Origin of the sequence: Sphingopyxis sp. RIFCSPHIGHO2_12_FULL_65_19 (assembly GCF_001830555.1) — a bacterium.
Lineage (GTDB): Bacteria > Pseudomonadota > Alphaproteobacteria > Sphingomonadales > Sphingomonadaceae > Sphingopyxis.
Window position 1 is genome coordinate 1 of the sequence record NZ_MIAM01000027.1, and the last position, 26,305, is coordinate 26,305.

22 protein-coding genes are annotated in these 26,305 nt (G+C 58.9%); 14 read left to right on the forward strand and 8 right to left on the reverse strand.

The features are described from left to right. On the reverse strand, positions 1–1,310 hold a 1,310-nt coding region (locus A3E77_RS08890), incomplete at its 3' end, for an MDR family MFS transporter (RefSeq protein WP_293645085.1). Then, positions 1,307–2,434, reverse strand: a complete 1,128-nt coding sequence (locus A3E77_RS08895) for an HlyD family secretion protein (protein ID WP_293645087.1) — start codon at positions 2,432–2,434, stop codon at positions 1,307–1,309. The genes A3E77_RS08890 and A3E77_RS08895, both read right to left, overlap by 4 nt. Before the next feature lie 131 nt (positions 2,435–2,565). Here A3E77_RS08895 and A3E77_RS08900 point away from each other — a divergent pair, with 131 nt between their 5' ends. The 3 genes from A3E77_RS08900 (at position 2,566) to A3E77_RS08910 (ending at position 5,484) form a co-directional block, all read left to right on the forward strand. After that, positions 2,566–3,054 carry a MarR family winged helix-turn-helix transcriptional regulator gene (locus A3E77_RS08900; RefSeq protein ID WP_052182484.1) on the forward strand — a complete coding sequence of 163 codons (489 nt, stop codon included), beginning with the start codon at positions 2,566–2,568 and terminating at the stop codon, positions 3,052–3,054. A gap of 5 nt (positions 3,055–3,059) precedes the next feature. Beyond that, positions 3,060–4,649, forward strand: coding sequence for an ABC1 kinase family protein (locus A3E77_RS08905; protein WP_293645090.1), 1,590 nt, complete (start codon positions 3,060–3,062; stop codon positions 4,647–4,649). Positions 4,650–4,713: 64 nt separating this feature from the next. Next, on the forward strand, positions 4,714–5,484 hold the full coding sequence (locus tag A3E77_RS08910; RefSeq protein ID WP_088443995.1) for an NUDIX hydrolase: 771 nt from the start codon (positions 4,714–4,716) through the stop codon (positions 5,482–5,484). A 170-nt stretch (positions 5,485–5,654) separates the two neighbouring features. Here the strand turns inward: A3E77_RS08910 and A3E77_RS08915 are convergent, their stop codons facing one another. Further along, entirely contained in the window at positions 5,655–6,011 is a 357-nt protein-coding gene (locus A3E77_RS08915; protein WP_229667584.1) for a 2Fe-2S iron-sulfur cluster-binding protein, read from the reverse strand. Next, on the reverse strand, positions 6,012–7,274 hold the full coding sequence (locus A3E77_RS08920; RefSeq protein WP_293645092.1) for a cytochrome P450: 1,263 nt from the start codon (positions 7,272–7,274) through the stop codon (positions 6,012–6,014). It lies immediately after the preceding gene. A gap of 186 nt (positions 7,275–7,460) precedes the next feature. On the opposite strand from A3E77_RS08920, the gene A3E77_RS08925 reads away from it, so the two are divergent. The 10 genes from A3E77_RS08925 (at position 7,461) to A3E77_RS08970 (ending at position 21,295) form a co-directional block, all read left to right on the forward strand. Beyond that, entirely contained in the window at positions 7,461–8,201 is a 741-nt protein-coding gene (locus A3E77_RS08925) for a FadR/GntR family transcriptional regulator (RefSeq protein WP_037557604.1), read from the forward strand. Between the two features lie 42 nt (positions 8,202–8,243). Further along, positions 8,244–9,386, forward strand: a complete 1,143-nt coding sequence (locus A3E77_RS08930) for an NAD(P)H-dependent flavin oxidoreductase (RefSeq protein WP_293645094.1) — start codon at positions 8,244–8,246, stop codon at positions 9,384–9,386. Positions 9,387–9,411: 25 nt separating this feature from the next. Further along, positions 9,412–10,602 carry a thiolase C-terminal domain-containing protein gene (locus A3E77_RS08935; RefSeq protein ID WP_293645096.1) on the forward strand — a complete coding sequence of 397 codons (1,191 nt, stop codon included), beginning with the start codon at positions 9,412–9,414 and terminating at the stop codon, positions 10,600–10,602. After that, positions 10,599–11,060: a Zn-ribbon domain-containing OB-fold protein gene (locus tag A3E77_RS08940; RefSeq protein ID WP_293645098.1), complete on the forward strand. Its 462-nt coding sequence runs from the start codon at positions 10,599–10,601 to the stop codon at positions 11,058–11,060. Before A3E77_RS08935 ends, A3E77_RS08940 begins: the two co-directional genes overlap by 4 nt. A 7-nt stretch (positions 11,061–11,067) precedes the next feature. Further along, positions 11,068–12,318 (forward strand): acyl-CoA dehydrogenase family protein, encoded by a 1,251-nt coding sequence (locus A3E77_RS08945; RefSeq protein ID WP_293645100.1) that lies wholly within the window; start codon positions 11,068–11,070, stop codon positions 12,316–12,318. Next, positions 12,318–13,409 (forward strand): acyl-CoA dehydrogenase family protein, encoded by a 1,092-nt coding sequence (locus tag A3E77_RS08950; RefSeq protein WP_088443970.1) that lies wholly within the window; start codon positions 12,318–12,320, stop codon positions 13,407–13,409. The genes A3E77_RS08945 and A3E77_RS08950 overlap by 1 nt, the downstream gene beginning before the upstream one ends. Positions 13,410–13,466: 57 nt before the next feature. Then, positions 13,467–15,080: an acyl-CoA synthetase gene (locus A3E77_RS08955; protein ID WP_293645102.1), complete on the forward strand. Its 1,614-nt coding sequence runs from the start codon at positions 13,467–13,469 to the stop codon at positions 15,078–15,080. A 29-nt stretch (positions 15,081–15,109) separates the two neighbouring features. Further along, positions 15,110–16,714, forward strand: coding sequence for a flavin-containing monooxygenase (locus A3E77_RS08960; RefSeq protein ID WP_293645104.1), 1,605 nt, complete (start codon positions 15,110–15,112; stop codon positions 16,712–16,714). Continuing rightward, positions 16,711–17,688: an alpha/beta fold hydrolase gene (locus tag A3E77_RS08965; RefSeq protein ID WP_037557592.1), complete on the forward strand. Its 978-nt coding sequence runs from the start codon at positions 16,711–16,713 to the stop codon at positions 17,686–17,688. Before A3E77_RS08960 ends, A3E77_RS08965 begins: the two co-directional genes overlap by 4 nt. A 670-nt stretch (positions 17,689–18,358) precedes the next feature. Then, positions 18,359–21,295, forward strand: coding sequence for a TonB-dependent receptor (locus tag A3E77_RS08970; RefSeq protein ID WP_137752008.1), 2,937 nt, complete (start codon positions 18,359–18,361; stop codon positions 21,293–21,295). Between the two features lie 399 nt (positions 21,296–21,694). Here A3E77_RS08970 and A3E77_RS08975 read toward each other — a convergent pair whose 3' ends face one another. Both A3E77_RS08975 and A3E77_RS08980 read right to left on the reverse strand, forming a co-directional pair. Continuing rightward, complete coding sequence (locus A3E77_RS08975; RefSeq protein WP_293645106.1) at positions 21,695–21,928, reverse strand: hypothetical protein; 234 nt, start codon at positions 21,926–21,928, stop codon at positions 21,695–21,697. 191 nt (positions 21,929–22,119) lie between these two features. After that, the gene (locus tag A3E77_RS08980) at positions 22,120–23,154 is read right to left on the reverse strand and encodes an MlaA family lipoprotein (RefSeq protein WP_161786577.1); all 1,035 of its coding nucleotides are present in this window, start codon (positions 23,152–23,154) and stop codon (positions 22,120–22,122) included. A 930-nt stretch (positions 23,155–24,084) separates the two neighbouring features. Here A3E77_RS08980 and A3E77_RS08985 point away from each other — a divergent pair. Continuing rightward, positions 24,085–24,897, forward strand: a complete 813-nt coding sequence (locus tag A3E77_RS08985; protein ID WP_293645108.1) for an alpha/beta hydrolase — start codon at positions 24,085–24,087, stop codon at positions 24,895–24,897. A 356-nt stretch (positions 24,898–25,253) separates the two neighbouring features. On the opposite strand, the gene A3E77_RS08990 is transcribed toward A3E77_RS08985, so the two are convergent. Beyond that, on the reverse strand, positions 25,254–25,475 hold the full coding sequence (locus tag A3E77_RS08990) for a DUF2274 domain-containing protein (protein WP_293645110.1): 222 nt from the start codon (positions 25,473–25,475) through the stop codon (positions 25,254–25,256). Then, on the reverse strand, positions 25,472–26,305 hold an 834-nt coding region (locus A3E77_RS08995), incomplete at its 5' end, for a TraB/TrbI/VirB10 family type IV secretion system protein (RefSeq protein WP_293645112.1). The genes A3E77_RS08995 and A3E77_RS08990, both read right to left, overlap by 4 nt.

Consider the following 26,305-nt stretch of genomic DNA (forward strand, 5'->3'; position numbering starts at 1 on the left):
CGCTGGTCCTGAAACGAAGCCAGTCCGGCCAAAGCGAAAGATCCTCCGAGATTTCGAGCGGCGTTAAAAATACCGGAGGCATCGCCAGCATCTGTATTTGCCACTGAGGCTACGGTAGCCTGGTTCAGGAACATCATGGACAGAATCATGCCAACGCCCCGAATAAGCTGGCTTTCGATGAATACGGCGCCCCCGGATTCCGCGGTGAGGCTTATGCTGACGAAACAGCTGGCCGCCATCAGAAGCATTCCGACTCCGACGGCAATGCGGATGTGGAGCCTACGGATCATTAAGGGCAGGATCGGCATAAGCACAAAGGCCGGAATACCCATCCAAAATATAACGAGCCCGGTTTGAAAAGCGTTATAATCCGATATGATCGCAAGAAATTGGGGAATGACGTAGGTCGAACCATACATCACCATTCCCAAGGCGAGAGCCATCACCGCAACGCTTCCGAATTGGCGATTGAGAAGGAGGCGGAGTTTCAGGACGGGCTTGGACGCATTCAGCTGCCCGTAGATCAGTGAAGCGAAACCGATGACGGCAATGAGGGCCAGCCAGCGAATAAGAGCGGATTCAAACCATTCCTCGCGATGCCCCTCCTCAAGCAACACAGTCAGAGCGCCCAACCCCAAAATCAGGCCGGCAATGCCCGCCCAATCAGCATCGGTCAGATACTCCCACTTCGGCTCTTCGTGAGGAAGCCCGACGAATAGCAGCAGCAGCAGCACAGCGCAGATTGGAACATTGACAAAGAAGGCATAGTGCCAGCTCAAATTTTCGGTCAGCCAGCCACCGATCAGCGGCCCCATGACCGGACCCAGAATCACTGTCATGCCGAACAGCGCCATGCCGATCGGCTGTTGATGGGGCGGCAATCTTTTCGCCACGATGGTCATCGCAGTCGGTATCAGCGCACCACCCATGAAACCCTGACCCGTGCGACCGATGATCATGGTCGTGAGGTCGGTCGCCATACCGCAAAGAATTGAAAAGCCGGTGAACGCGGAAACCGCAATGATGAGCAGATTTCGCAGTCCAAAAAGGCGTTCAAGCCAGGCGCTAAGCGGAATTACCACGATTTCGGCTACGAGAAATGCGGTGGCAATCCAGGTTCCCTCGGTGCCGCTGGCTCCGATTTCGCCCTGGATCACCGGAAGCGCGGAATTGACGATAGAGATATCGAGTGTTGCGAGCATGGCGCCAAGTGCGCCCGCTGCGACCGCTATCCACGCGGTGATATCGGCATTCCGCCTGTCTGCAGTCGGAGTACCAGAGGCGCTGTTCGATGCCAACTCGGCGGTCATTTGTCGGTACTCGAGATCTCTTTCAGCTCTCCGGCAGCATTTCGCGTGTCGACAACTGCCACAACCGACATGCCCGGGACGAGCAGACGACGCACTTTGGGCGAGGCTATTATCGCGATACGAACCGTTATCCGCTGAACAATCTTGGTGAAATTCCCTGTGGCGTTTTCGGGCGGCAGGATTGAAAATTCTGCTCCGGTTCCGGGGGAGATGCTCTCAACGCGTCCGGCAATCTCAAAGTCGGGAAGTGCGTCGACCTCGAGCTTGACCGGTTGCCCCGCCCGCAAAAGGCCGACCTGCGTCTCCTTGAAATTAGCGATGACGTAGATTTCGTTTACCGGAACCACCGTCATCAATCGCTGGCCGGGCTGAACGAATTGGCCGACCCTTACTGTTAGATCGCCAACGCGACCTCCCTTGCTGGCTCGCAGCAGGGTCGATGTGACATCTAGGTCGGCCGCTTCCAGCTGCGCGCGGGCCGCGTCAGCTTGGGCTTCGGTCTGGTCGATCTGTTTGAACAAGGTGGCCCTCCGACCGTTGGCGGCAGAGACTGCTGCCTGGGCAGCAACAAAGTCGGCGTGCGCTTGCTGCGCCTGTGTCTCATATTGTTGAAGCTTTTCTCGCGGCTCCGCACCGGTCGCGGCGAGGGGGCGATACCTCGCTACCTGCTCATTGGCGAGGTCGAGCGCCGCGCGCTTGGCGGCGAGTTGGGCCCGCGCCTGTCGAATCGCTGAGTCCTGTTCGGTTACTTGCGAGCGGATTGTGTCGGCGCCGGCCAGCGTCGCCGCAATCTGCGCACGCGCCTGTTGCGCCTGGGCTCTATAATCTCGCACATCTAGTTGCACGAGCGCCTCGCCGGGACTGACCCGCCCGTTCTCAGAGACGAGCACCGCGTCCACGTATCCGGCCACTTTTGATGAAACCACAACGCTGTCGGCCGCGACATAGGCGTTGTCGGTCGACTGCATGTACTGCCCGTAGGTGACATGCCTGTAATACCACCAACCACCTGCAATCAGCGCAGCAGTGATGGCTATGATGAGGATGAGGCGAAATTTGGGTTGCGATTTCAGGCTGGATGCGGGCGCGCGATCCTGTTCCCGCTCATTTGGTTCGTCGGTCATCTGCCTCTTTCGAAGGATTTTGGACATGTGCTAAGTCGCTTCATGGCGTGGCGTAGACCGTTCCATCCAGTTAGTAAAATCGTTTAGTAATTTGCGTTTTGGCATTCCCACGAAACGGACTAGGCAGCGGTATGAACGCAAATCTCGACACAATGCCGCCACGGCTTCGCGAAGGCGCCCTCACCGACGACGACCGTATGCTATATTTGATGGACGAGATTAGTCGGGGGGCGAGGCGCGCTTATGACGCACGGATTGCCAAGAGCGGCCTCAATCAGACGCAGTGGCGCATCATCGGACAACTTCTCCGCGAACCATCGTTGACGCAGGCCGGAATTGCCAAGCGACTAGAGTTGGAATCCGCCACGATCGGTCAAGCCGTCGCTGGCCTTTGTGAGAAAGGATTGATGGAAAGGCGACGAGCCAAAACGGACGGCCGGGCATGGCAGCTCATCCTGACCCAGGAGCTCGACAGGTTGTTGCCCCAACTGAGAGAATCCGCGGACGGGCTGCATAGGGTCTTATGGCGGAACGCCACGCGCGACGAAAAACGGACGTTGCTGGACATTCTTGTGCGGATTGCGTCGAATCTCGATCAGAGCCGGACCGATGCGGAATAGGACATATGCCTGGGTTCCGAGATAAACCGATAGGAGACATCGCACGCGCCGCCGAGATAGGACAGATTCTTGTCCGGCACGGCGCCAAAAGCCTGGCGGGCGCGCTCGGCGTCATTCCGCATCCTGCCAATTCAATCGATCCAGGTGAATTGCGGCCGGCGGCGGTCGTCGCACTCCTGCGCGACATTGGTCCGGTCGGAATAAAGCTTGGACAGCTGCTGGCGACGCGCAGCGATCTGTTTTCCAGGTCCTGGATTGCTGCCTTCGCGACGCTCCACGATCAGGTTTCTCCGGTGCCATTCGAAGAAATCGAGCCCATCCTTGCCGCAAGCTGGGGAGCTGACTGGCGAGGGGAATTCACCCAATTCGATGAACAACCACTGGCTTCGGCTTCGGTAGCGCAGACCTACTCTGCTTCGCTGCTCGACGGCGCCGGCGTTATCATAAAGGTGCGGCGTCCGGGCACTGCTGCGCGAATGGAGGCCGATGTGCGGCTGCTGTCGCGCCTCGCCGCCGTTGCCGAGGATCGATCCCCTGAAATCGCCCGCTATCGCCCCGTAGAGTTCCTGCGAACCTTTGGCAGAAATCTTGCCTGGGAAATGGATCTGGCAGCCGAAGCTCGTGCATGCGAGCGTATCGGTGGCTATCTTGACACGCTTGGGATCAAGACTCCAACAATTCATTGGGAACTGACGGGGATACGGGTCAACGTCCAGGAGCGGCTGTATGGAACGCCCGCGTCTGCGCTCGAGGCCGGCTCGACCGACCCACGCGTGGCGGCGTTCGCGAGACAATATGCGAATGCAGTCCTGCGCATGATCATTCTGAATGGCGAATTCCATGGCGATCCGCATCCGGGCAATGTTTTCCTTATCGGGGAACAGGATGTGGGCTTTATCGACTTTGGATCGGTCGGCACTCTCACGAAGGCGAGACGCGAGGAGCTGGTGCGACTTGTCATGGCTATAGCCGACGAGGACACAGCCGACGTCGCGAACGTGTTGCTCGAATGGGCCGGAAATCCAAAAGTTGACCGTGATGGGCTCACCCAGAATTTGGACCAGCTGATAGGTGAATTCAGAGGAACCGTCCTTTCGGGGATTGAGTTCTCGCATATTTTCAGCCGCGTGTTCGATCTCCTGCGAGACTATCAGCTCGCACTTCCGCCTGATCTGGCGATCCTTCTTCGAACATTGCTCACGGCGGAAGGGTTTGCGCGTTCCTTTGCGCCTGACTATAATATCGGGGAGGAAACACGCCCCATCATGTTGGAGCTGTTCGCAGAAAGATTCTCCCTTGGCAGGAATCGCGCCAATTTAAAAAAAGTTGGCCGACAACTCCTCGCCCTAGCGGCGATCATGCCTGACCTTCTCGATAACGCCGCCGCTATAGCCAAGTCCGGGCATGTGCCTGTCCAGATTGATCCGGCAAGTTTTGAGAAGCTCGCAGCCATTCGCCGCGCGAGCCAGCCTGTCAAAGGTCCTGTGGCGGCCGCACTTATCGTCTCCGCGGCGCTGCTTGCGAATCAATCCTGGGTGCTTGCAAGTGTTGCAGTGGCTCTTGCCGGGTTGGTTCTTCTGCGCAAATGGCGATAAGATCGTTGCTCAGCTTGAACGGGCCAGCGTCCAATATCAGGCCAACTGAGAACTGGAGTTTATGATGACACTGCAGAAGCCAGTCGATCCGGTCCCCGCAGCCACCATGCTGTTGCTTCGCGACGAGCCGGAGTTCCAGGTGCTGATGGTCAAGCGGCATCACCAGATCGATTTTGCATCCGGCGCGCTGGTCTTTCCCGGTGGAAAGCCTTCTGCTGCCGATGAAGCGCCTGAATGGGCCGATTATTGCAGGGGCTGGAAAACGCTAGATCCTACGCAGCGCACCCTTCGGATTGCCGCGATTCGTGAAGCCTTTGAGGAAGCAGGCATCCTGCTGGCCGATCATCGCGACGGTAGCGAGTTCGAGGATATTTGCGATCTTGAAAGCCGCAAAGCCGTCGAGCGAGGCGAGCGCGAATTTTTCGACATTGTGCGCGAGGCCGATGTGCAACTGCGCCTTGATCGCCTGAGCGAGTTCGCGCGGTGGATCACGCCCAGCTTTATGCAAAAGCGCTTCGACACTCATTTCTTCGTCGTTCGCGCCCCAGAGCGCCAGATCGCAGCATGTGATGGATATGAAACCGTTGATGCGGAATGGCTTTCGCCAAGCAAAGCCCTGAAACTGGGTGTCAGCGGTGAACGAACGATCATCTTTCCCACGCGATTGAACCTGCAACTGCTAGCCGAAGCTGCGAGCGCAGACGATTGCGTCGCGCGGGCCAAGGCTCGCGAAATCGTGCCGGTCCTTCCAGAAGTCATCCAGCGAGACGGCAAGAACATCCTCACTATTCCCGCCAACGCAGGATACGGCGCAGCGTATGAAATTTTAAGTTGAAAGGCACTGTTGGCACGCCCCCCTCGACTCGCGGGCGCACGAGAGCTAGGTCAGCACAGATCCGCCATTTGATGTGGAACCTCTGAAAGGTAGCAAGTACCTCCTGGTTGAGCTCTACTCGCGATTTCAGACAGTCGAGCGTCGTGTGAAACACGCGTCACGCAGGCATGTCAGTATTGCTGCTCGGGAACATGCAGAATCAGACCTTCCATCAAGGGCTCGATGGGGATCTGGCAAGCGAGGCGACTATATTCGTTCGCCCCTTCCGCAAACTGCAGGAGGTCTGCCTCCGCAGCGCCTTCGGCCAAGCGGCCGACCTTGTCGATCCAGGCCGGATCCACAAACACATGGCAGGTTGCACAAGCGCACACCCCGCCGCAATCACCGTCGATGCCCGGCACATCGTTGAACAGCGCCGCTTCGCGCGCTGTCTCACCTTCGGCTATGTCGACTGCCCTCCGCGTTCCATCGCTGGAAACGAACGTCACTTTGACCATATCAAGCTCCGCTTTTTTTGAATCAGCCAATCAGCGGGCGTGGAGCCTCACCGGCAGTTTCGTAATCCCTCGCACTAGGTTCGAGAACAGGCGCTCGGGTTCACCGGTCACTTCGATCTTCGCGAACCGCTTGTGGATCTCTTCCCAGATGATCCGTAGTTGCAGTTCTGCGAGCCGGTTGCCCATACAGCGATGAATGCCATAGCCGAAAGACAGATGATGCCGTGGGTTCTTACGGTCTATGATGAACTCGTCCGCCCTGTCGATGACCGTCTCGTCGCGGTTACCCGACAGGTACCACATCACAACCTTGTCGCCTTTTCTGATCTTCTTGCCGCCGATCTCCCAATCTTGCAGCGCCGTGCGGCGCATATGGGTCAGCGGTGTCTGCCAGCGGATGATCTCTGGCACCATGCTAGTGATGAGCCCAGGATCGTTATTCAATTTCAAATACGCGTCCGGGTTCTGGTTCAGTGCCAGGACACCACCGCTGATCGAGTTGCGCGTGGTGTCATTGCCGCCCACGATAAGCAGCAAGAGGTTGCCCAGAAACTCCAGGAAGGGCATGTCCCGTGTCGCCGGAGAATGCGCCATCATGGAGATCAGGTCATTCTTCGGCTCCGCATTGATGCGCTGCTCCCACAGACCCTTGAAATACATTGCGCATTCGATCAGCTCTGCGCGCCGCGCCTCATAGGATGCGACGATCCCAGTTTCAGGGGCGGCCGTTGTGACGTCGGACCAGCGCGTGAGCTTGCGGCGTTCCTCCCACGGGAAGTCGAACAGAGTCGCAAGGGTCATTGTGGTCAATTCGACCGACACCTTATCAACCCAATCAATATCTTCGCCGACCGGCAAGTCGTCGAGGATTTGGCATGCTCGTTCGCGGATAGTTGGCTCAAGCAGCAGCAAGTTGGACGGCGCGACCGCACCAGTAACGGCCTTTCGTTGCTGGTTGTGCTTTGGTGGGTCCATCGCGATGAACATTTCAAGTTCAAGCGCGCTTTTCGCCGAGTGCATGTCCTCGATGGCGATACCGCCGAGCTTCGCCTCTGACGAAAATACCTTATGGTTGGTGTCCACGGCCATGATGTCGTCGAACTTTGTAATCGACCAATATGGTCCGACATAGCTTTCGCGGCAGTAGTGGACCGGCTCCTCTCGGCGAAGCCGCTCGAAGAACAGGCCGACCGTGTCTTTCTGGAAAAGGCTCGGACGCGCAACATCAATCTCGTCGATCGGGATGAAAGCGACCTTTTCGCGGATATTCGGCTCCACCATGTCGGTATCCATGTCGCGCCCTTCGTCGATAACAGCACAATTGCCCTACTTGAAATCGTAAATCCCTTCTCAGGCTCAGTCAATAATGCTTATAAGGTTTTATCATTTTTTTGCATCTGAAACATTTTTATCTCACGCCCATGGACATAAACGGAACTTAAATCTTATAAGGCTTCGTGACAGGGGTGAGACAGAGTGATGTTGCTGAAAGTCGAAAACGCGAAGAAAGCTAAGCGCGCACTCTCGCTTGCCCAGCACATCGTTCGCGATATCGAGGCAGGTGCACACGCCCCGGGCGACAGGTTGCCGCGTGAGGAAGAAATGCTTGCGCGATATGATGTCGCGCGAGCGACCTTGCGCGAAGCGCTCCGCTTCCTTGAGCTCCAGGGCGTTATCCATCTTCAGCTGGGCCGTAGCGGCGGTCCGGTGGTTGCGCGTCCGCAGACCGGCGACTTTGCAAACAGTCTCTCGCTAATTCTGCATTTCATGGACGCCGACCTCAGAGGCCTGCTCGAACTACGCGAAGCGATCGCCGCGGATGTTGCCGCCTACGCCGCGCAGCGCGCGACTACCGGCGACCTGAGCGCACTCGCCGATTGCCTCAAAGAGCTGGAACGAAATGAAGCCGGAGGCCAGTTCGAGGAACTGAACCGTCGTTTTCATGACCTTCTCGGCTGGGCCAGCGGCAATCCATTGTTCGGGCTATTAACGTCGACGCTGCATTTAATTACGCGCGAATTCTCTCACTCACTTGGCTATTCGGCGCAGGAGCGAGCGGTCCAATTGCGATTCCTCCGCCGTGTCCTCGAAGCAGTACGCACCGGGGATTCCGAAGCGGCGCGTCAGGCCATGGCCCGGCTCGTCTCGGGATCCGCGTCCTATCTGGCAGAGCGAAGCCCCGAGCTTGTATCCCAGCGTGTCAGGTGGGGGCAGATTTAGAAAATTGCGTCTGATCGGGCGCGGAACGGAGAGGGTAGGATAATGGCGCTGAAGAGCCCTGTTTGCACAATTCTCGGGATCGAATATCCGATTCTTCTGGCTGGAATGGGCGGGGCGAGCGTGCCTGCACTCGCTGCCGCGGTGTCGAACGCAGGCGGACTTGGTGTTCTCGGCGCTGCCGCATGCTCGCCCGACCAGTTACGTAGCTGGATCAGGCAAACCCGCGAGATGACCGACATGCCTTTTGGGGTCGATACCTTGCTGCCGGCGTCTGTCAGGCGCGGTTCGGCGCCGGAGAGCGGAGGTGTAGCAGAAAACCCCCTGGCTTTGCTCGGCGAATATCAGGAGTTCACCCGCGAATTCATGGAGCGCGAGCATTTGCCCGCAGTGGACGCCGCCACGGCGATGCGCGCGGCGGGCGCCCCGGACATGGGCAAGGGCGGACTGCAGCTGTTCTCGCGGGAGTTCTTCGAAGCGCAGATGGAAGTAATCATCGAAGAAAAAGTGCCGGTCTATGCCGCAGGCCTTGGCAATCCCGAACCGTGGATGGAACGCCTTCATGCCAATGGCACCAAGGTCATGGCGGTGATCGGAAAGGTCAAGCACGCCCTGCAGGTAGTGGAATCGGGTATCGACCTGATCGTCGCGCAGGGTCACGACGGCGGCGGCCACAACTCTCCTGTCGGAACCTTCTCGCTGATTCCGCAAGTGGTTGATGCAGTCGGCGATCGTGTTCCCGTAATCGGTGCGGGAGGAATAGCCGATGGTCGCGGAGTCGCCGCAGCGATGATGCTCGGCGCCCAGGGGGCGTGGATCGGATCGGCGTTCCTCGCAACCGACGAAGCAGGTATCGAACAATTTCAGAAAGAAGCCATCACCGAAAGCGGCGATGCCGATACGGTGGTCAGCCGATCGCTAACGGGCAAGCCTGCCCGGATGATTCGGAACAAATGGGCCGATGCTTGGGTGGCGGCCGGCAAAGAGCCGCTTCCGATGCCTTATCAGTCGATGGTTTCGGGGCCTGTCATGGCGTCTGGCATCAAGGCCGCACGCAAGGACATCATGCCCGGCTTCGCAGGCCAGGGGATTGGTCTGATCGATGCGATCCGCCCAGCGGCAGTCGTGATGCGCGACCTTATAGAGGGCGCGGAGAGAGCATTGGCCGGCGCCGGAACTCATTTCTGACCGGCGAGCGAGACAGGGACGCGGCATGAATCTTTCATCCACCCTTTCCTTTGCCGACAAGGCAGCAATCACCGGGGTCGGCCAGACCGATTTCGTCAAGGGCACCGAGCGGACTGCAGTGGAAATGATGCTCACCGCCTCGCGCCGGGCCATCGCGGATGCTGGACTGAAACCCTCCGATATCGACGGCATGGTGCCGCCGCCAATCTATACGACGTCGGAGGAGATGGCCGCCAATCTGGGCATTGATGTGCTGCGCTATGCGGCAACCGTGCACATGGGCGGCGCCAGCCCGACAACGGCACTACAGAATGCCGCCATGGCGATCGCCTGTGGTCTATGCGATCATGTGCTCGTGACACTGGGCTGGAACGGCTATTCCGCTCTCAGACCTAAGCCGGGCGCCCCGCCCACCCGGCCGATGAACATGAACACCCTGACCAATACGATCCAAGGCTACTACAGCCCCTACGGCGTATTCTTGCCGGTGCAGATGTACGCCTGGCTGGCGACCCGTCACTCGAAGCTCTACGGCGTTGGCGAAGATGCCATGGCGGCCGTGGCGCTCGCCTGCCGCCGTCATGCGCAATTGAATCCACGCGCCTTTACCTATGGCCGCGAACTCGACGCGGAAACCTATTATTCGGCGCGCTGGATATCTGAGCCGTTTCGCCTCTACGATTGCTGCCTCGAGACCGATGGCGCCTGTGCTGTCGTCCTCTCGCGCATGGACCGTGCCAAAGACATGCCGCATGTGCCCGTCAGCATCGCCGGCGCGGCCGAAGGCCATCCCTATCCCGCCGACGACATCCCTTCCCGCCCCGACCCCTTCAAGATCGGCCTCAGAGATGCCGCCCCGCGCGCATTCGATATGGCGGGCGTCACGCGCGACGACATGGACTTCCTCCAGATCTACGATTGTTTCACCTATATCGTTCTGCTGCAGCTCGAAGCGCTCGGATATTGCGAGCCTGGCGCGCAGGCCGAATTTGTCGCCAATGGCCAGATCGAGCTGGGCGGGCGCTTACCGATCAACACCCATGGCGGCTTGCTTAGCGAGGCGCATGTCTGGGGTCTCAACCATGTTGTGGAAGCAGTACGACAGCTGCGCCATGACTGCGGCGAGCGTCAAGTGATCGGAGCCCAGACCGGCCTTGTGACAGGCTGGGGAGACCTTGGCGATGGCAGCATCGCGATCCTCAGGAGGTTTGCATGAGCGACGAGCATGATGTGCCTCCCAAGGCGCGGCCCTCCGCGCAGGCAACGCCGGCCAAGCCGCGGCCGCGGCCGCAGGACCCGATCGAACAGGAGTTCTGGAGGCTGTGCCAGGACGGTCAACTCTATTTCCAGCGTTGCGGAAGTTGCGGCATCTTTCGCCACCTGCCTCGCTACATGTGTGCACGATGCGGCTCGCCAGACTATTCCTGGGAACCCAGCAGCGGCAAGGGCACGCTTTTTTCCTGGACCGTGACCCATCAGGCGCTGCACCCCGCTTTTGCCGCCGACGTGCCATTCGTGGCTGCCGTGGTGGAACTTGAGGAAGGCGTGCGCATGGCCACGCGCCTCGTGGATTGCGAGCGTGACAGACTCGCGCTCGATCTGCCGGTCGATCTCGCTTTCGAGCTGATCGGAGGGGACTTTCGCCTGCCCGTCTTTCGTCCGCGTGAAGGGTAGAGCCGATATGGATCTCGAATATGGCCCAGAGTATGATGCGTTCCGCGCGGAGATGCGCACCTTCATCAATGCGCACAGACATCTTGCTCCACCCTCAGCTATAAGATTCTCCCGGCCCTCGGCCGAGGCTATCCGATGGCAGAAGCTGTTGATCGAGCGCGGCTATACCGCGCGCACGATACCGACCGAATATGGCGGCTACGGAGCGGACCCGGATATCCTCACATCGCGCATTATCGCGGAAGAGTTTTCGCGAGCCGGCGTTGCGAGTGGCCTGGGGAATCAGGGCATCTCGATGCTCGTGCCCACCTTGCTCGAGTTGGGCACCGAAGAGCAGAAGCGGCGGTGGATCGCGCCAACGCTGACGGGTGAAATCGTGTGGTGCCAAGGTTATTCTGAACCGGGTGCGGGATCGGACCTCGCCAACCTCAAAACCAGCGCGCGCATCGAGAATGGAGAATTCGTTATAAATGGCCAGAAAATCTGGACCAGCACCGCGAAGCAAGCCGACATGATCTTTTGCCTTGTGAGGACCGAACTCGAGGCCTCGAAGCATAGCGGTATCTCTTATCTGATTTTCTCGATGGACATACCGGGGATCGAGGTACGCCCCTTGAAGACGATGACCGGTCACGCCGAGTTCAACGAGACATTCTTTACTAATGTGCGGGTTCCGGTGGACCAGATCGTCGGCCAGCGAGGACAGGGCTGGTTCGTCGCGAACGCAACGCTTGGCCACGAGCGCGGAATGCTGGGCGATCCCGACGCACTCGAGAACCGACTGCAGGCATTGATTGGCCTGATGCAGCAGGAATCCATCGGCGAAGGTCGGGCGATCGACAATGCGGTCCTGCGCGACCGGCTGGTGGCGCTCCAGGCCGAAGTGACGGCGATGAAATGTAATGGAATGCGCATTCTATCGAACAGCCTCAAGGGCGAGCCTGGCGGCATGGCGAAGCTGATCGTCAAACTGCAGAGTTGCGAGGTCGCGCATCAGATCTCTGCGCTGGCGATCGACGCGATGGGCGAGATGGGCATTTTGTATCACCGCAGCCCGCGGGAACGAGACGGAGGGGCTTGGCAATGGAACTATATGTTCCAACTCGGCCTCATAATAGGTGGCGGCACCGCGCAGATCCAGAAGAACATCATCGCCGAACGTGGCCTCGAGATGCCGCGCGAGCCGAAGCTGGCGCGGATTTACGACGAAGCGAAGGGAGCTGCAGGCATGCAGACCGACAGGCAGGGAGCGGCGTGATGGACTTCGGCCTTTCGCAGGATCAGCAGATACTGCGCGACGCGGTTGCGCGGTGTCTTGCCGATACCTCCCCGCTTGAGCATGTCCGCGAATGTGCCGGGCGCGACAACCCGTTAAGTGACACTATTTTCGGAGCCCTCCACGATCTGGCGGTCCCAGCCATGCTTGTCCCCGAAGAGCATGGTGGCCTAGGCATGACCCTTCTTGACGCTGCGGTCGTGGCGGAACAACTCGCCTATGCGGTCACACCAGCGCCATTTCTAGCCAGCGTAGTTCTCGCCCCGATCGCGCTGAGCGAGGCAGGAACTAACAAGCAAAAGTGCCAATGGCTTCCGAAGATCGCGCGCGGCGAGGCCCGTATCGGAGTCGCGATTTCCGCGACGGTCCAGGCGCGCGACGGCGCGGGAGTTCAATTCGCCGAAGGGAAGCTTAGCGGCACCGCCCTGTTCTGCCTCGATTTCGAAGGCGCGGACGCGTATCTCGTAGCGGACGCCGGTGGCAGGCTGCACCTCGTCCCAGCCCTAGCATCGGGACTCAAGGCGACCCGCCTCACCACCATCGATCGCACGCGCAGCGTGGGAGAATTGTCCTTTGCGGCTGTCGAGACCGATCCGCTTGCCGACGACGGCGGCACAGCATCGGCTCGGCTGCGCGATGCTGGCCGCGTGATCCTTGCCGCCGACAGCTTGGGCGCAGGGCAGGCCATGATTGAAAAGGCGGTCGATTATGCTGGTCAGCGAGAGCAGTTCGGCCGCCCTATCGGCAGCTTCCAGGCGGTAAAGCACATGTGCGCCGAAATGGCCGCACGCCATGAACCGTGCCGCGCGCTGGTCTGGTACGCCGCCCATGTCTTCGATGCGCTGCCGGAGGATGCATCTCTCGCGGCTTGCCATGCGAAATCCCTCACGGGCGACGTCCACCGATTTGTCGCCCGCACCGCCACTGAAGTGCATGGCGGGATGGGGTTCACCGATCTGCTCGGCCTGCACTACTGGTTCAAACGGATCGGCTTCGATCGGCAGGTCTTGGGTGGCCCCGAAGCGGTGCGAGCCGAGGCAGCGGCTCTGCAGGGTTGGACGAGAGCAGCCTGATAGTACTGGGAGTCGTGCGCGCCGATGCTGCGGCCCCGTCCAGAGAGGAGAATCAATGTGATCGACTGGAATCTCGGGGATATTCTCGACGCGATCGAGCCCGTCATGCCCGAAGATGCGCCGGCTCTGATACATGGAGACCGGATCGTCACCTGGCCCGAGATGTCGGCGCGCTCGAACAATATCGCCCGCGGGTTGCGCCAACGCGGCATCCGCGATGGCGCGAAGGTCGCCTTCTATATGCGCAACCGACCCGAATATGGCGAGTTGATGGCGGCCTGCTTCAAGGGGCGTTTGACGCATGTGAACATCAATTACCGTTATCGGGCCGAAGAGGTGTTTTATATCTTCGACGATTCCGACAGCGAGGTCATCGTTTATAGTTCGGAATTCCGCGACACTATCGTCGAACTCAACGACCGGCTTAGGAAGGTTCGCACCTTCGTCGAAATTGGCGAGCTGTCTTCAATCGCGCCCTTTGCGATCCACTATGAGACTCTCGCGCAAGAGGGGGACGGATCGGCGCTCGGCATTACACGCTCGCCCGCCGATCTGCTTTTCATCTATACGGGTGGTACGACCGGAATGCCCAAGGGCGTGATGTGGCGTCATGATGACATGCGCAAGGCCCAACTCGACGCACAGAAGTTGCTCGGCCCCGTTCCAGAGACACTCGAAGAGAATGTCGCGCTGATCGCCCGCGAAGGCCCGGGCAGGCGTACGCTTTCCTCTTGCCCGCTGATGCACGGAACGGGCTTTATCACTGCGATCGGCACGCTGATGTCTGGCGGCGCGATAGTTACATTGGAGGCATGGTCTTTCGATGCCGAGGAAATGTGGGATACGGTGGAAAGGCACAAGGTGGAAGGCATAGCGATCGTGGGCGACGCCTTTGCCAAGCCAATGCTTTCCGCGCTCGACGACCACCCTGGCCGCTGGGATACCAGCAGCCTCGTTACAATCCTCTCTTCCGGTGTGATGTGGAGCAAGGAGGTCAAGTCCGGCCTGTGCCGGCATATTCCGCAAATCGTACTGATGGACAGTTTTGGCGCATCCGAAGGCCTGGGCTTCGGCCTTGCCGTCACCACTGCGGAGGGCGGCACGAATACCGCGAAATTTGGGATCGGCGAGTTCTGCGATGTTTTCGACGAAACCGACCAGAAAGTCGAACCGGGGAGCGGCGTGCCGGGATTTATCGCCCGGAAGGGTGCGATCCCCAAAGGCTATTACAAGGACCCCGAGAAATCCGCGAAGACGTTTCGCACGATCGATGGGGTGCGCTATTCCATTCCGGGCGACTGGTGTCGGGTAGAAGCCGATGGCAGCCTTACCTTGCTCGGCCGCGGAAGCGTCTGCATCAACACGGCGGGAGAGAAAGTTTATCCCGAGGAGGTCGAGGAAGTGCTCAAGACCCATCCCGCCATCGGGGACGCGCTGGTCGTAGGCGTGCCGGATGATAAATGGGGCCAAGCCGTAACCGCGATTGTCCACCTCAACGACCACGCCCAGTTCGACGAACAAGCGGTCAAAACCCATGTGCGCGCACATTTGGCGGGATACAAAACCCCCAAGACCATAATTCCGACAGACATCCCCATGCGAGCCTCGAACGGCAAGGCCGATTATGCAACGGCAAAAGCGATTGCCGAACGATCGAATGTCGCGACGTGAGATCGACTGGCTCTCCCGATTACGATGCCGTGATCGTCGGTGCAGGCTTCAGCGGCATCTATCTGCTGCACAAATTGCGTGACGCCGGGTTCAAGGTGCTGCTGGTAGATGCGGCCGCCCAGCCCGGCGGCATTTGGTACTGGAATTGCTATCCCGGTGCCCGCGTGGACTCGCAGGTACCGCTCTATGAGTTTTCGATACCCGAGGTTTGGAAATCATGGGCCTGGAGCGAGCGCTTTCCCGGATGGAAGGAGCTCAGAGCCTATTTCCGGCATGTTTGCGATACGCTGGGCCTTTGGCCGCTTATGCGGATGGGATCGAGGGTCGAAAGCGCAAGGTTCGATGAAGAGGGACGACGGTGGCGCCTGCAGCTTGAGGGCGGGGAAGGAATATCGACACACTTCCTTCTGCCCGCTTTGGGATTCGCATCGAAGCCGTATATTCCCGATATGCCAGGAATCGCGGCGTTCGAAGGCGATTGGTGTCACACGGCGCGATGGCCGCAACAGGGTATCGATCTTTCGGGCCGCCGGATCGCCGTCATCGGCACTGGTGCGAGCGGAGTGCAGATCGCGCAGGAGGCCGCCAAATGTGCAGAAAAGCTGACCTTGTTTCAGAGGACTCCTATTCTGGGCCTGCCCATGCGCCAGGAACGGCTTACCGAAGACATTCAGCAGCGTGATAAGCAGGGCTATCCCGCCATTTTTGTTCGGCGCAAGCGAACGAACGGGGGATTCGAATGCCAGTCGCTTGACATCTCCGCGCTCGATGTAGACGCCACGACGCGCAACAACCATTTCGAGACCCTGTGGCGGCAGGGCGGCCTCAAATTCTGGTACAACAACTTTGCCGACATACTGACCAATCGCGAAGCGAACCGCTACGCCTATGAGTTCTGGCGCAAAAAGGTTCTCGCGCGGATCATCGACCCCGTTCTGGCTGAGAAACTTGCGCCTGCGGAGCCGCCGCATCCTTTCGGCACGAAAAGACCCTCGCTCGAACAGGGATATTATGAAATTTTCGAGCAGGATAATGTCGCGCTGGTCGATCTGAAGGCAAACGCGATCATCCGTATCGAGCCCCAGGCCATCAAGATGGAAGACGGTGAGGTCGAATGCGATCTGATCATTTTTGCGACCGGCTTCGATGCCGGGCGTGGCGGGTTGATCGACATGAACATCACCGGGAGGGAGGGGCTTCCCCTTTGGCAGGCGTGGGAAGACGGTGTGCGCGCCTATCTCGGCATGGCGGTGTCGGGTTTTCCCAACATGTTGTTCGCTTATGGTCCTCTCAGCCCGTCGGGTTTCGCCAATGGCCCGACAAGCGCGGAAATACAGGGCGACTGGATTTGCGATTTCATGGTCTGGTTGCGTAGGAGGGACATCGATCTTTTCGAGGGCAAACCGGCTGCCGAAACTGGCTGGACTGAAATGGTTGCCGCGGCTGGCGCGATGACGCTCTTTCCCGAGGCGGCCTCATGGTACATGGGCGCGAATATTCCGGGAAAGAAGCGCCAGCTCATCAATTTTCCGAGCGTGTCTGGCTATGCCGCGCTCTGCGACGAAGAGGCGGCCGGCAGCTATGCTGGCTTCGCTTTCGAAAAACTCACACGCAAGGACGGCCCAACAATATGAACGAGGCGGTAAAGATTGAAGATTGCCCCGAGGACATCGACGCTCTCTGGGCGGGCGATGGTTCGCATCTGCCCGAATGGTTCGTTTCCGCTCTCAGGGTGCCGCGCGAGGAAGGCTATGTAGAGATCGAGGGTGCCAAAGCGCATTACTTTCGCTGGGGCGACCGGGCGAAACCCAAGGTACTGATGACGCACGGTTTTCTCTCGCATGCCCGCTGCTTTTCCTTCATCGCGCCGTTTCTGGCCGAAGATTATGATGTGGTGGCCTTCGATCTTGCCGGCATGGGCGACAGCGAAATGCGAGGGCACGCCGACCCCTTGGCCAGGGGGCGCGAGTTCGGCGAAATTGCCGAAGCGCTTGGACTGTTTGCGGATGGCCACAAGCCCACGATCATTGCCCACAGTTTCGGTTCTGGCGCAGCGTTGACGGCCGTCACCCAATCGCCCGATACCTTCTCCGGCATTGTGGTTTGCGACCTGATGGTCATGCGACCTGCGCTCTTGCAAGCGTATTGGAATCTCCGCCGCGCCAGCCCCGGATCCGGCGACCCGGACAAAGCCAAAAGTCGCTATCCCAGCTACGACGCGGCGCGCAGTCGATACGTCCTTTCCCCACCCCAGCCTGTCGGTGAGCCATTTCTTTTGGACTATATGGCCTTTCATTCTCTGCGGCGTGACGGGGAGGGTTGGACGTGGAAATTCTCTCCCGAAGTGTTCCGGAGGAGCAACCGGCCCGACGAGTGGCTCACCATCGGCGAGCGCCTAGTGAACGCGCCGGGCCGCAAGGCTATCGTTCACGGCGAGGAGAGCCAGCTCTTCAACCGGGATTCCGTGGCATATGTTCGTGAACTGGGGGGAGGAGCCATTCCGATCATTGCCGTGCCTCAAGCCCGCCACCATCTGATGCTCGACCAGCCGCTGGCCTTTGTCACCGCGTTGAGGAGCCTTCTCCGGCTTTGGGAAGCGCCGACTTGAGCAACGTCTAGCGCGATTTTATGGTTGCATGCGACCGTAATGGCGATGCGAAAATTGCCGATCCAACATTTAGTTAAACGATGAGGCCTCTTTTGCACAGCAAGACATAAATACTAAGGCCGAGGCAGAAATAACCAAGCAGAGTTCATATGTTCTGTTTAGATCTTCTTCTCTTGCCTGTGTTGCTTGGCGCCACAAAGAAATCTATCGTGGCACAGTTGGTCGATATGCCTTCCGAGGCAAACAGCAAGGCAAGGTCATGGAGCCACAAAAGGCTGTCCAGCTTCGGCGGGACATGCGCTCGGGATCGGGCGTGCCGTACCGCAGCCGCATCCAAAAGTCGTCGGCGCGCGCTCGACCGTGCCAAGGCTGAAGCGCTGACAGCAAGCATCGGATGTATAAACTGATTTCTTCGGATCTGAGATGGAACACCTCCCAGCGCCCCGAGCAATATAATAAAGTGCCATAATAAAGTTCTTTACCAAATACCGAAAAACTGCTCAGCTTCAAGCCGGGCGGCGAGAATCTTTTCCTCTCCGGAAATCTCCTTCTGGCCACCTCTCAAACTCGGGGCAGCTCGGCGAGCTGCCCCATTTTTGAACATCGACTATCGGGGAAAAGGACGGGTTCGCGTAAGAAACTAAAAAATCGAGACAGGGAGAGAAGGGTGATGAATAACAAAGCTTATTTGTTGGCAAGCGCCGTCCTGATGGCGTTGCCACAGGTCTCAAATGCTCAGGAAGCCATAGCTGAAGAGCCAGATGGCGGTAACGATGTCATCGTCGTGACGGCGCAACGTCAGGCGCAAAGCTTGCAAGACGTGCCGATAGCTGTCAGCGCATTCAGCGCTGAGGCGCTTGAAAGCCAGCAGATCGAAAATGCCTCGGATCTACAGCTGACGCTGCCCAATGTATCTTTCTCGAAAGGCAATTTCACCTCAGCTTCATTCACTATTCGCGGCGTTGGCGACCTGTGCGTCGGCGTCACCTGCGATGCTGCGACCGCAATTCATGTCAATGGATCACCCTTGTTCGGAACACGCCTGTTCGAGACCGAATATTTCGATCTGGAACGGATTGAAGTCCTTCGCGGACCTCAAGGCACCCTGTTCGGTCGGAATGCGACCTCCGGGGTCGTGAATGTCGTGACCGCGAAACCCAAACTCTCCCGTTTCGAGGCTGAAGCGCAATTCGAGTATGGCAATTTCAACAGCATCGAAGCGCGTGGCATGGTCAATGTCCCGATCGGGGATATGATCGGCGTGAGACTGGCGGGCATATATGTGAACCGCGACGGTTATACGACGAATCTTTATGATGGATCGGACATCGACACTCGGGACCTTTACGCGTTGCGAGGCTCACTTCGTTTCGAGCCCGGTCCTGATACGACGATCGATCTCATGGGCTATTATTTCCGGGAAAAGGACACGCGCCTCAGAAACCAGAAACAAACGTGCCAACGCGATCCATTGGGCGTGCTCGGATGCCTGAACAATCGACGTGATTTCGATACCACGAACGCAAATTCCACGGTCGGTGCGACGCTCAGTTCTTCCGAGTTCTTCGCCATTCAGGGCATTCCCGCCGTACTCGGCCTTGGCAGCCTTTATGGCCCTGACGGGTTTTCCGGGTTTCAGGAGCCTGGCGATGTGCGTGTCGTCAACACGGCCTATACGCCCTTCTATTTTGCGGAAGAGCTACAGGTGCAGGCGCGCCTTGAGCAAAAATTCGGCGCGATGACCCTGACGGCCACCGGCATTTATCAGGATACTGAAGTCGATTCCAGGCAGGACTATTTTCTTGGAATTCAAAGCCGTGCCGGTTTCGCCCCGGCGCTCAATACGCTGGCCTTTTTTGCGGCTAACGGATTGCCGACGGGTCTTGCTCCGCCGGCGCCGGCCTTCATTCCCGGCTCCTCGGCCTATTTTTCGCCGATTGCCGGCGCTCTCATCCCGGACGGTCCGCAGGGCGTGCTGTGCACCTCGGATAATGATGATGGAAGCAGAGGCGCTTTCGAAGGGAACTCGCTGTGTTCCGAAACGCCGCTTTCTTTCGATCGATCTTCGGAACAACGCGAATCGTGGAGCGGAGAGCTCATCCTTACGAGTGACTTCGACGGGCCGTTCAATTTCCTGTTGGGGGGAATTTACGCGAAATCGAAAACCACCGACAATAGCTATTATGTGAACTCGTTTGCGCTCGATTACGCCAGTGCCATATTGGGTTCATTCGGCTCCTTGTCGGGCGGCCTTCCGCCATCCTATTTCGCGACGTCGATGTATCGGAACAACTCGCTGGAATCGAATCTGGAGAGCTATGGGATTTTCGGCGAGGTCTATTTCGATCTAAGCGACCGGCTGACGTTGACCGGGGGGCTGCGTTACAACAATGACAAGAAGGATGTAACGGCGCGTACGACACTGATCAGTTTCCTGAACCCTTATGCCAACGATGGAGATCCGTTCGATACCCCGATAACGCCTCTCACCGGGCCGTCTGGACTTTTCGATGCCGACCCGGGGACACCGGGCCAACAGCTCGCCCAGTTTCGCGAAGTAAGCTTCGACGAAATTACCGGACGAGCAGTTCTGGCCTTCGAGGTTACGCCGGACAATTCACTCTATGCATCTTACTCGAGGGGTTACAAATCCGGCGGTATCAATCCTCCGCTTTCTCCGATTTTCGCCGTCAGCGAGAGTTTCGGCTCTGAATCGATCGATGCCTTCGAGATTGGCTCCAAGAACGTCTTCGCAAACGGCGCGTTGCAACTGAATGCCACCGCATTTTACTACAAATATAGTGGACTGCAGCTCAGCCGCATCGTGGCAAGAACGTCTGTGAATGACACGGTTGACGCCAATATCTGGGGTGTCGAACTGGAGTCTGTCATCAGGCCGGACCCGAACTGGCTTATCAATCTGTCCTTCAGCTATCTCAATGCCAAGGTCGCCGGCGATCAATTCTTCTCCAATCCGCGTGATCCGGGCGGCGGAGATCCTGATGCCGTGATTATCAAGGACATCAGCAATGGTGCGCACTGCGCTGTCACGGGACCTGCGCCTGGCGTTGCTGATGCGTTCGTTGCGGGAGTAAATGCGGCTCTCGGCCTTCGCGCACCGCAGGAATTTCCTTCGGACGGCAATATCGCCTCCAGCGGCGCGTTCGGCATTTGCGGTGTCCTCGCGAGCGCTATCCCTGCGAACAGCGGGATCCAGGTATTGAGTCCTGGCGTCGAGGTTAACATCAAGGGCAACACATTGCCCCAAGCGCCGAATGTCAAGGTCTCGATGGGCGTGCAGTACACGGCAGAGGTTGGGAATGGTATGACACTCGTCCCCCGCGTCGACATTTCCCTTACCGGAAAGCAATATGGCAATATCTTCAACGGCAGGATTAATCGTATCGAACCTTTCGTCCAGGCAAATGCGGTTTTACAGTTGAATGGCGCCGACGAGCGCTGGTTTGTCCGGGGGTTCGTTCAGAATATTTTCGATAGCAACTCGGTTACCGGACTTTATGTCACCGATGCATCTTCCGGTAATTTTACAAACATCTATACTCTTGATCCGCGGCGTTATGGTGTCGCCATCGGAGCAAAATTCTGACGATTTAGCGGTTCCAATCTAACTCGCATAGAAATCGCGGCGTCGGAGAGACGGGGGAACCTTCTCCGACGCCGGTTTCCATGCGCCAGGCCCAAGGCACCAAACGGGGGCATCTGCGACGGAAAGAGGCAAGTCATCTGGAGCCATCTCAAGGATCTCCGAATTTCGCGGCCTGTGCTTGCGATGTCGCATGCGACCGACGCGAACGGCGCGCTGACCGTTGCCCACGGGCACTTGTAGGAAGCACGCTGGTCTCCGGCACCGCGAGCTCGCGATCAATCCGGCAGCGTTCGGAGGCGGCACGATCATCGCGGCGGTTTGTGGCCCCTGATTGCCGAGTGCAGCATGACACTCTTGGCCGCCGCATCGATCACGATATTCCCAAGCTTGCTTGCGAACCTATAATTTTTGAACAGAAAAGAGATATCCAGATCCCAATCTGGCAGCCTGGTTTGCGCGGTAATTGAGCCATTCGGCGAGCAAAACACCCATCTGACGCGCGGCGCATCTTGCCACGCGAAGGCCCAGCGGTTCCCACGCAAAGCGACGAGCATTTGACATGGGACCATCGGCGAGTTCGGGAACGCCAGTCGGAGACAGCGCGAGGCACGCGTTCATGATCGACAAACTCATCCGCGATGGCCGAACCGATAGCGGTTGTGGGCATTTGTCTCGACACGTCCGAAACCGGAAGACCAAACTTCAGCGAGGAAGCTTATTGAGATTCACCGCGGCGATTGCAGTTGACGGCTTGAGTTCCGTGCGAGCAAAATTTCGAAGCGCTTTGGCTTCTCTGCGCGCCCGCCAAATGTGCATCATTGGCGTTAAGGTCGCGGTGGCAAACCGTCCGAGGTCGGCGTCTCGAGTTCAAGGGGGCCGACGGAGATGAGACCTTCTGGATCGGACAAGGGCCCGGTCTGGCTGACCGTGATTTCTGTTTGAGGTCCAGCCTCGCCATTGCGGTCGCTGCGCCTAACTTTCAATGCGTCGATTTCGCGTTTGCGCAGTTCCAGATAGAGGGTCCGTGTCTCGACATAGGGATCAAGGCTTTCCTGTTGCAAGCGCTGGATTTGAGCGTCGCCCTCGATGCGGTCATTGAGTTGCCTGACCACAGTTGTCGGAACGGCATATGCCGTGCGGTCGAAAGGCGCGCCGACCGCGGTCGGCACGACGAGCAAGTCAATGCTGTTGCCCGCCAGATCGCGCAATGTCGTCGACCCGATAAGCGGAAGATAGAAATAGGGACCGGGCTCGACGCCGTAGAAACCCAATGTATTGGCAAAGCCGTTGCGTCGGTAAGGCAGATTGAAAGGCATTGTCTTCGCGACATCGAAAAGGCCGCCGACACCAAATGTCGTGTTTACGGCGAAACGGCCGAGCGTCTCGGCAGCCTTGCCGATCTTGAACTGTAACAGGAAGTTCAGAAAATTGACGGGTTCGCTGAGGTTACGCAGTGCATTGCCCAGCCCGTCGCGAACAGGTTCGGGTACGATACCTTGATAGCCCATCGCGACTGGGGCCACGAGCGCCGCATCGATCGACTGGACCGCCCGATAAGAGGCAATATTGACCGCTTGAAGCGGATCTCCCGGCGGCGCATCGCCACGGGCCGTCACCACAATATCATGGGGCGCCGAGGGCATTTCGGCCATAGTCTCGTCGTCGGAGGTTGCTGGCGCGGCTAAAGAGGGATGCGGGGTGTTGCCGAGTGCTGGCACAACGATCGGCGGCTCGGGTGGGGCCGAGGGATCATCTACCCGCTGCAACTCGGTCTCAGTCTGGCTTTCGGATGCGAGGTCGGTCGGAGGCGGCGCTACCCCGGACAGAAACAGAAGCGCGGCGACGGTTGCAGGGCTCATCGCGCGCGCGATCCCGCCACCATGAGAGGGGCGAACATTAATTCCATTTGCCAAACTCCTGCTTCGGCCAAGGGCCCGAAACGACGACCGACGACGCTCCCTCCATCGACCCATGTCAGCTGACCCACGATGCGGCCAATCCAGCTTTAATACTCCCCCATGAATAGGGAAACATAAAGAAGCTCGGCCTGCCGTTTAGCCCAGCAACGTCCGTACGGACGGGCAATGGGACCAACCGGTTCTATCAGGTACGATTTTCGCTGGAGGACCCGGCATAGGCACTTTGCCGACGGTCGCTTAGTTCCGGGCTGGGCGGAAGCGGCTCGAAAACTAACTCTGCGGACGCGCCCGGTCTCAGCGCGAGCAACAGTACCGCCGTCAAGAGCGAGCCGAACATGCTCCGGATCAATGCTTTGCCCCCAACCACATTGCGCAACCCGATGACGAAAGTATCGCACCCTGCCTGAGACGCGAGCAGTGCTTGCCCGATCGAACTATTCAGGTTGTTCAGACAACCGCGCTGCGGCTTCAAAGGCGCGGCGCGTGTTTAGCGAGATTGATCGCCGACCCACGGCATGTCCCTAAAAAAATTGGACGCTAGCCCGAGAAATCATCCTTTGGTCACCCGGTCAATTAAGGGTTGGATGTCGTCAGGAGAAATTTTTCCGGTGGCGATCCGAGGTGAGGAAGCAGGAAAATGCGGAATGTGGGGCGGTTCGGAATTTCATTGCAGCGAAGCGTGATTCCAGCAGGCCTTTTGTGCTTTCAAGGCTTCGTTGTTGGCTGCAGCGAGGCCGAGACGCGTGATCCTGACGCTAAGGGCCCGACAAAGATGACCGAGACGGCAAGCGTTGAGGGCAGGGAGGAGGGCGTGTGGCAACCCCAGCGGGCCATCAGCAGACGCCACCGTGGCCTGGAGCGGCGCCGAACATGGAGGATGTCAAACTTCCTCCAGAGTATAGCGAAACGGCAACGAATCCGAAACGCTTCGCCGGACGTCCGGTTGCCGGCGCCTTCAACGTCACTGTGCCCACTCTCACGGTGTTTCCCCCCCAACAACCAGGCAATGGCACAGCGATGCTGGTTTTTCCCGGCGGAGGATTCTCCAAGCTCGCGATCGATCTGGAAGGTAGTGAAGTTCGCGACTGGCTGACTTCAACAGGCACCACTTGCGTGCTCGTCAAATACCATGTTCCCAAAAGCCGCCACCATTATGATGAAGACTGCCATTGTGCAGTGACGCCCAAGCACCTCCTTGCGTTGCAGGTCGCCCAGCGTGCGATACGCCTGGTGCGCTCGCGCGCCAGCGAGCTCAAGATCAACCCCCGCAAGATCGGTGTCATAGGCTTCTCAGCCGGAGGGTATCTGGTCGCGCAGACCAGCAATATATTCGAACCTGCTTATGAGCCGGTCGACGAAATAGACAAAGTGAGCAGCCGGCCCGATTTTGCCATCGCAATGTTCCCAGGCCACCTGTGCAGATCGGGGGGCTCGCTTGATCCTGGTATCAAAGTTACCAAGATGACCCCGCCAACATTTCTTCTTCAGGCTTGGGACGATCCTGTCGATCCGATTTGCAATAGCATAGTATATGCGCGAGCGCTGGACGAGGCGGGTGTTCCAGCAGAAGTCCATCTCTTTGCCAAGGGAAGTCACGCCTTCGCCATGCGCCCGCTGGGTCACCCCGTTGAGAGATGGCCGACGCTCGTGGAAGATTGGCTAAAGGACACAGGAATTCTTTGAGCAAATAGGGCAAGAAATGACCCCCTCTCCCCGGAATGTTCGATACTCAGGGGAATCGCTGGTCTTGGCCGATCGGAGATCGCCGGGTTTCTGACTGAAACTAACCGAAAGCCGACAACGGTTTGAGCTCCAGGGTATCTTTTGGCGCTGCCGTACAATTATCGGTCGGCTCGCGACGCTATCCGCGCGGTGCGACCCAGAAGAGCTCTTCCTTTCAGGAAACAGAGATCTTCACCTGACGCCCGCACGGTTTCGATCGCGCGGGCGTCTTTTTTTTGGCGCACCGCCGCCAGCGGTTTGAACGAACACATATGGGTGATCACGCCTGACCGACGTGAGGATGACGCCGCAGACACTCAGCGCCGCCGCCGTTCCGTCGCAAATCCACGATCGGTCGCGATAAAGCGCTCGATCATCGGCACCGCGATCTTTTCCGGCGCCATAGGCGCCGCGAGGCCATTAGCCTTCGCATGCACCTCGGCATAGACGAGCAATTCGCGATGGAGGGATCCCGGCAATTCGATCGACAGCTTCACGGGCTTGTCGTCGGCGATGGGGCCTAGGCGCAGCTTGCTCATGGGGCCGCACCCGCCGGCGGTTCGAGTATCAGATCGCGTGTGACAAGGACCCGCAAAGCGAAGCCGGGGCGGATCGTGAGGGTTGGCGGGATGTTCATCTGACGCTCGACGAGCCGCCGTCCCGACTGGTTGACCGTATCCTGCGGCCCGTCGCGAAGCGCCCGCACGAGCGCATCATCCCCGTCCGAGCCAAGTTCGGCTCCGACGCCGAGCAACGTAGAGACGAGCGCCGCGCGCAGCATCGACCCCCAATGATGGTCGGTGCGATCGGCAATCCCCGCCATGCCCCGCGCATCGGCGCCGGGCTGACGATCGAGCCGGATCGATCGGCCACCGGGCAGGATCAACCGGTTCCAGGCCAGCAAGACGCGCTCCTGCCCCACGGATATTTCGCTGTCATAGTCGCCGATCAGCCGGGCACCCTGCGGAATGAGGAGAATGCGACCCGTCGGGCTATCGAAGACATGCTGGGTCACCTGCGCCGTGACCTGTCCGGGAAGGTCGGACCTGATACCAGTGATCAGCGCGGCCGGAATGAGACTTCCCGCCTGGAGGATGTATGGCGAAGCAGGCGCATGAAGGAGCTCGGCACTCTCGAACGGTTCGGCGGAGCCGCCCGCGAGAAAGGCGCGCCGCGCCGCCGCCGGAGTCCGCGCGCCGCCTTCGGGTGCCGACATGGTCGCGGCGGACGGTTCGATCGATCCACGCTGCGCGTCTGCAACCGGCGCGCCCGAGGTCCCTCCTCCAAGGAATATCCGGCTCGCCGTGGCGGCCTCGCGCTCCAGCCGCGCCCGATCGCGCGCCTCGTCGGCGGGTGAGCGCCCGCCGGC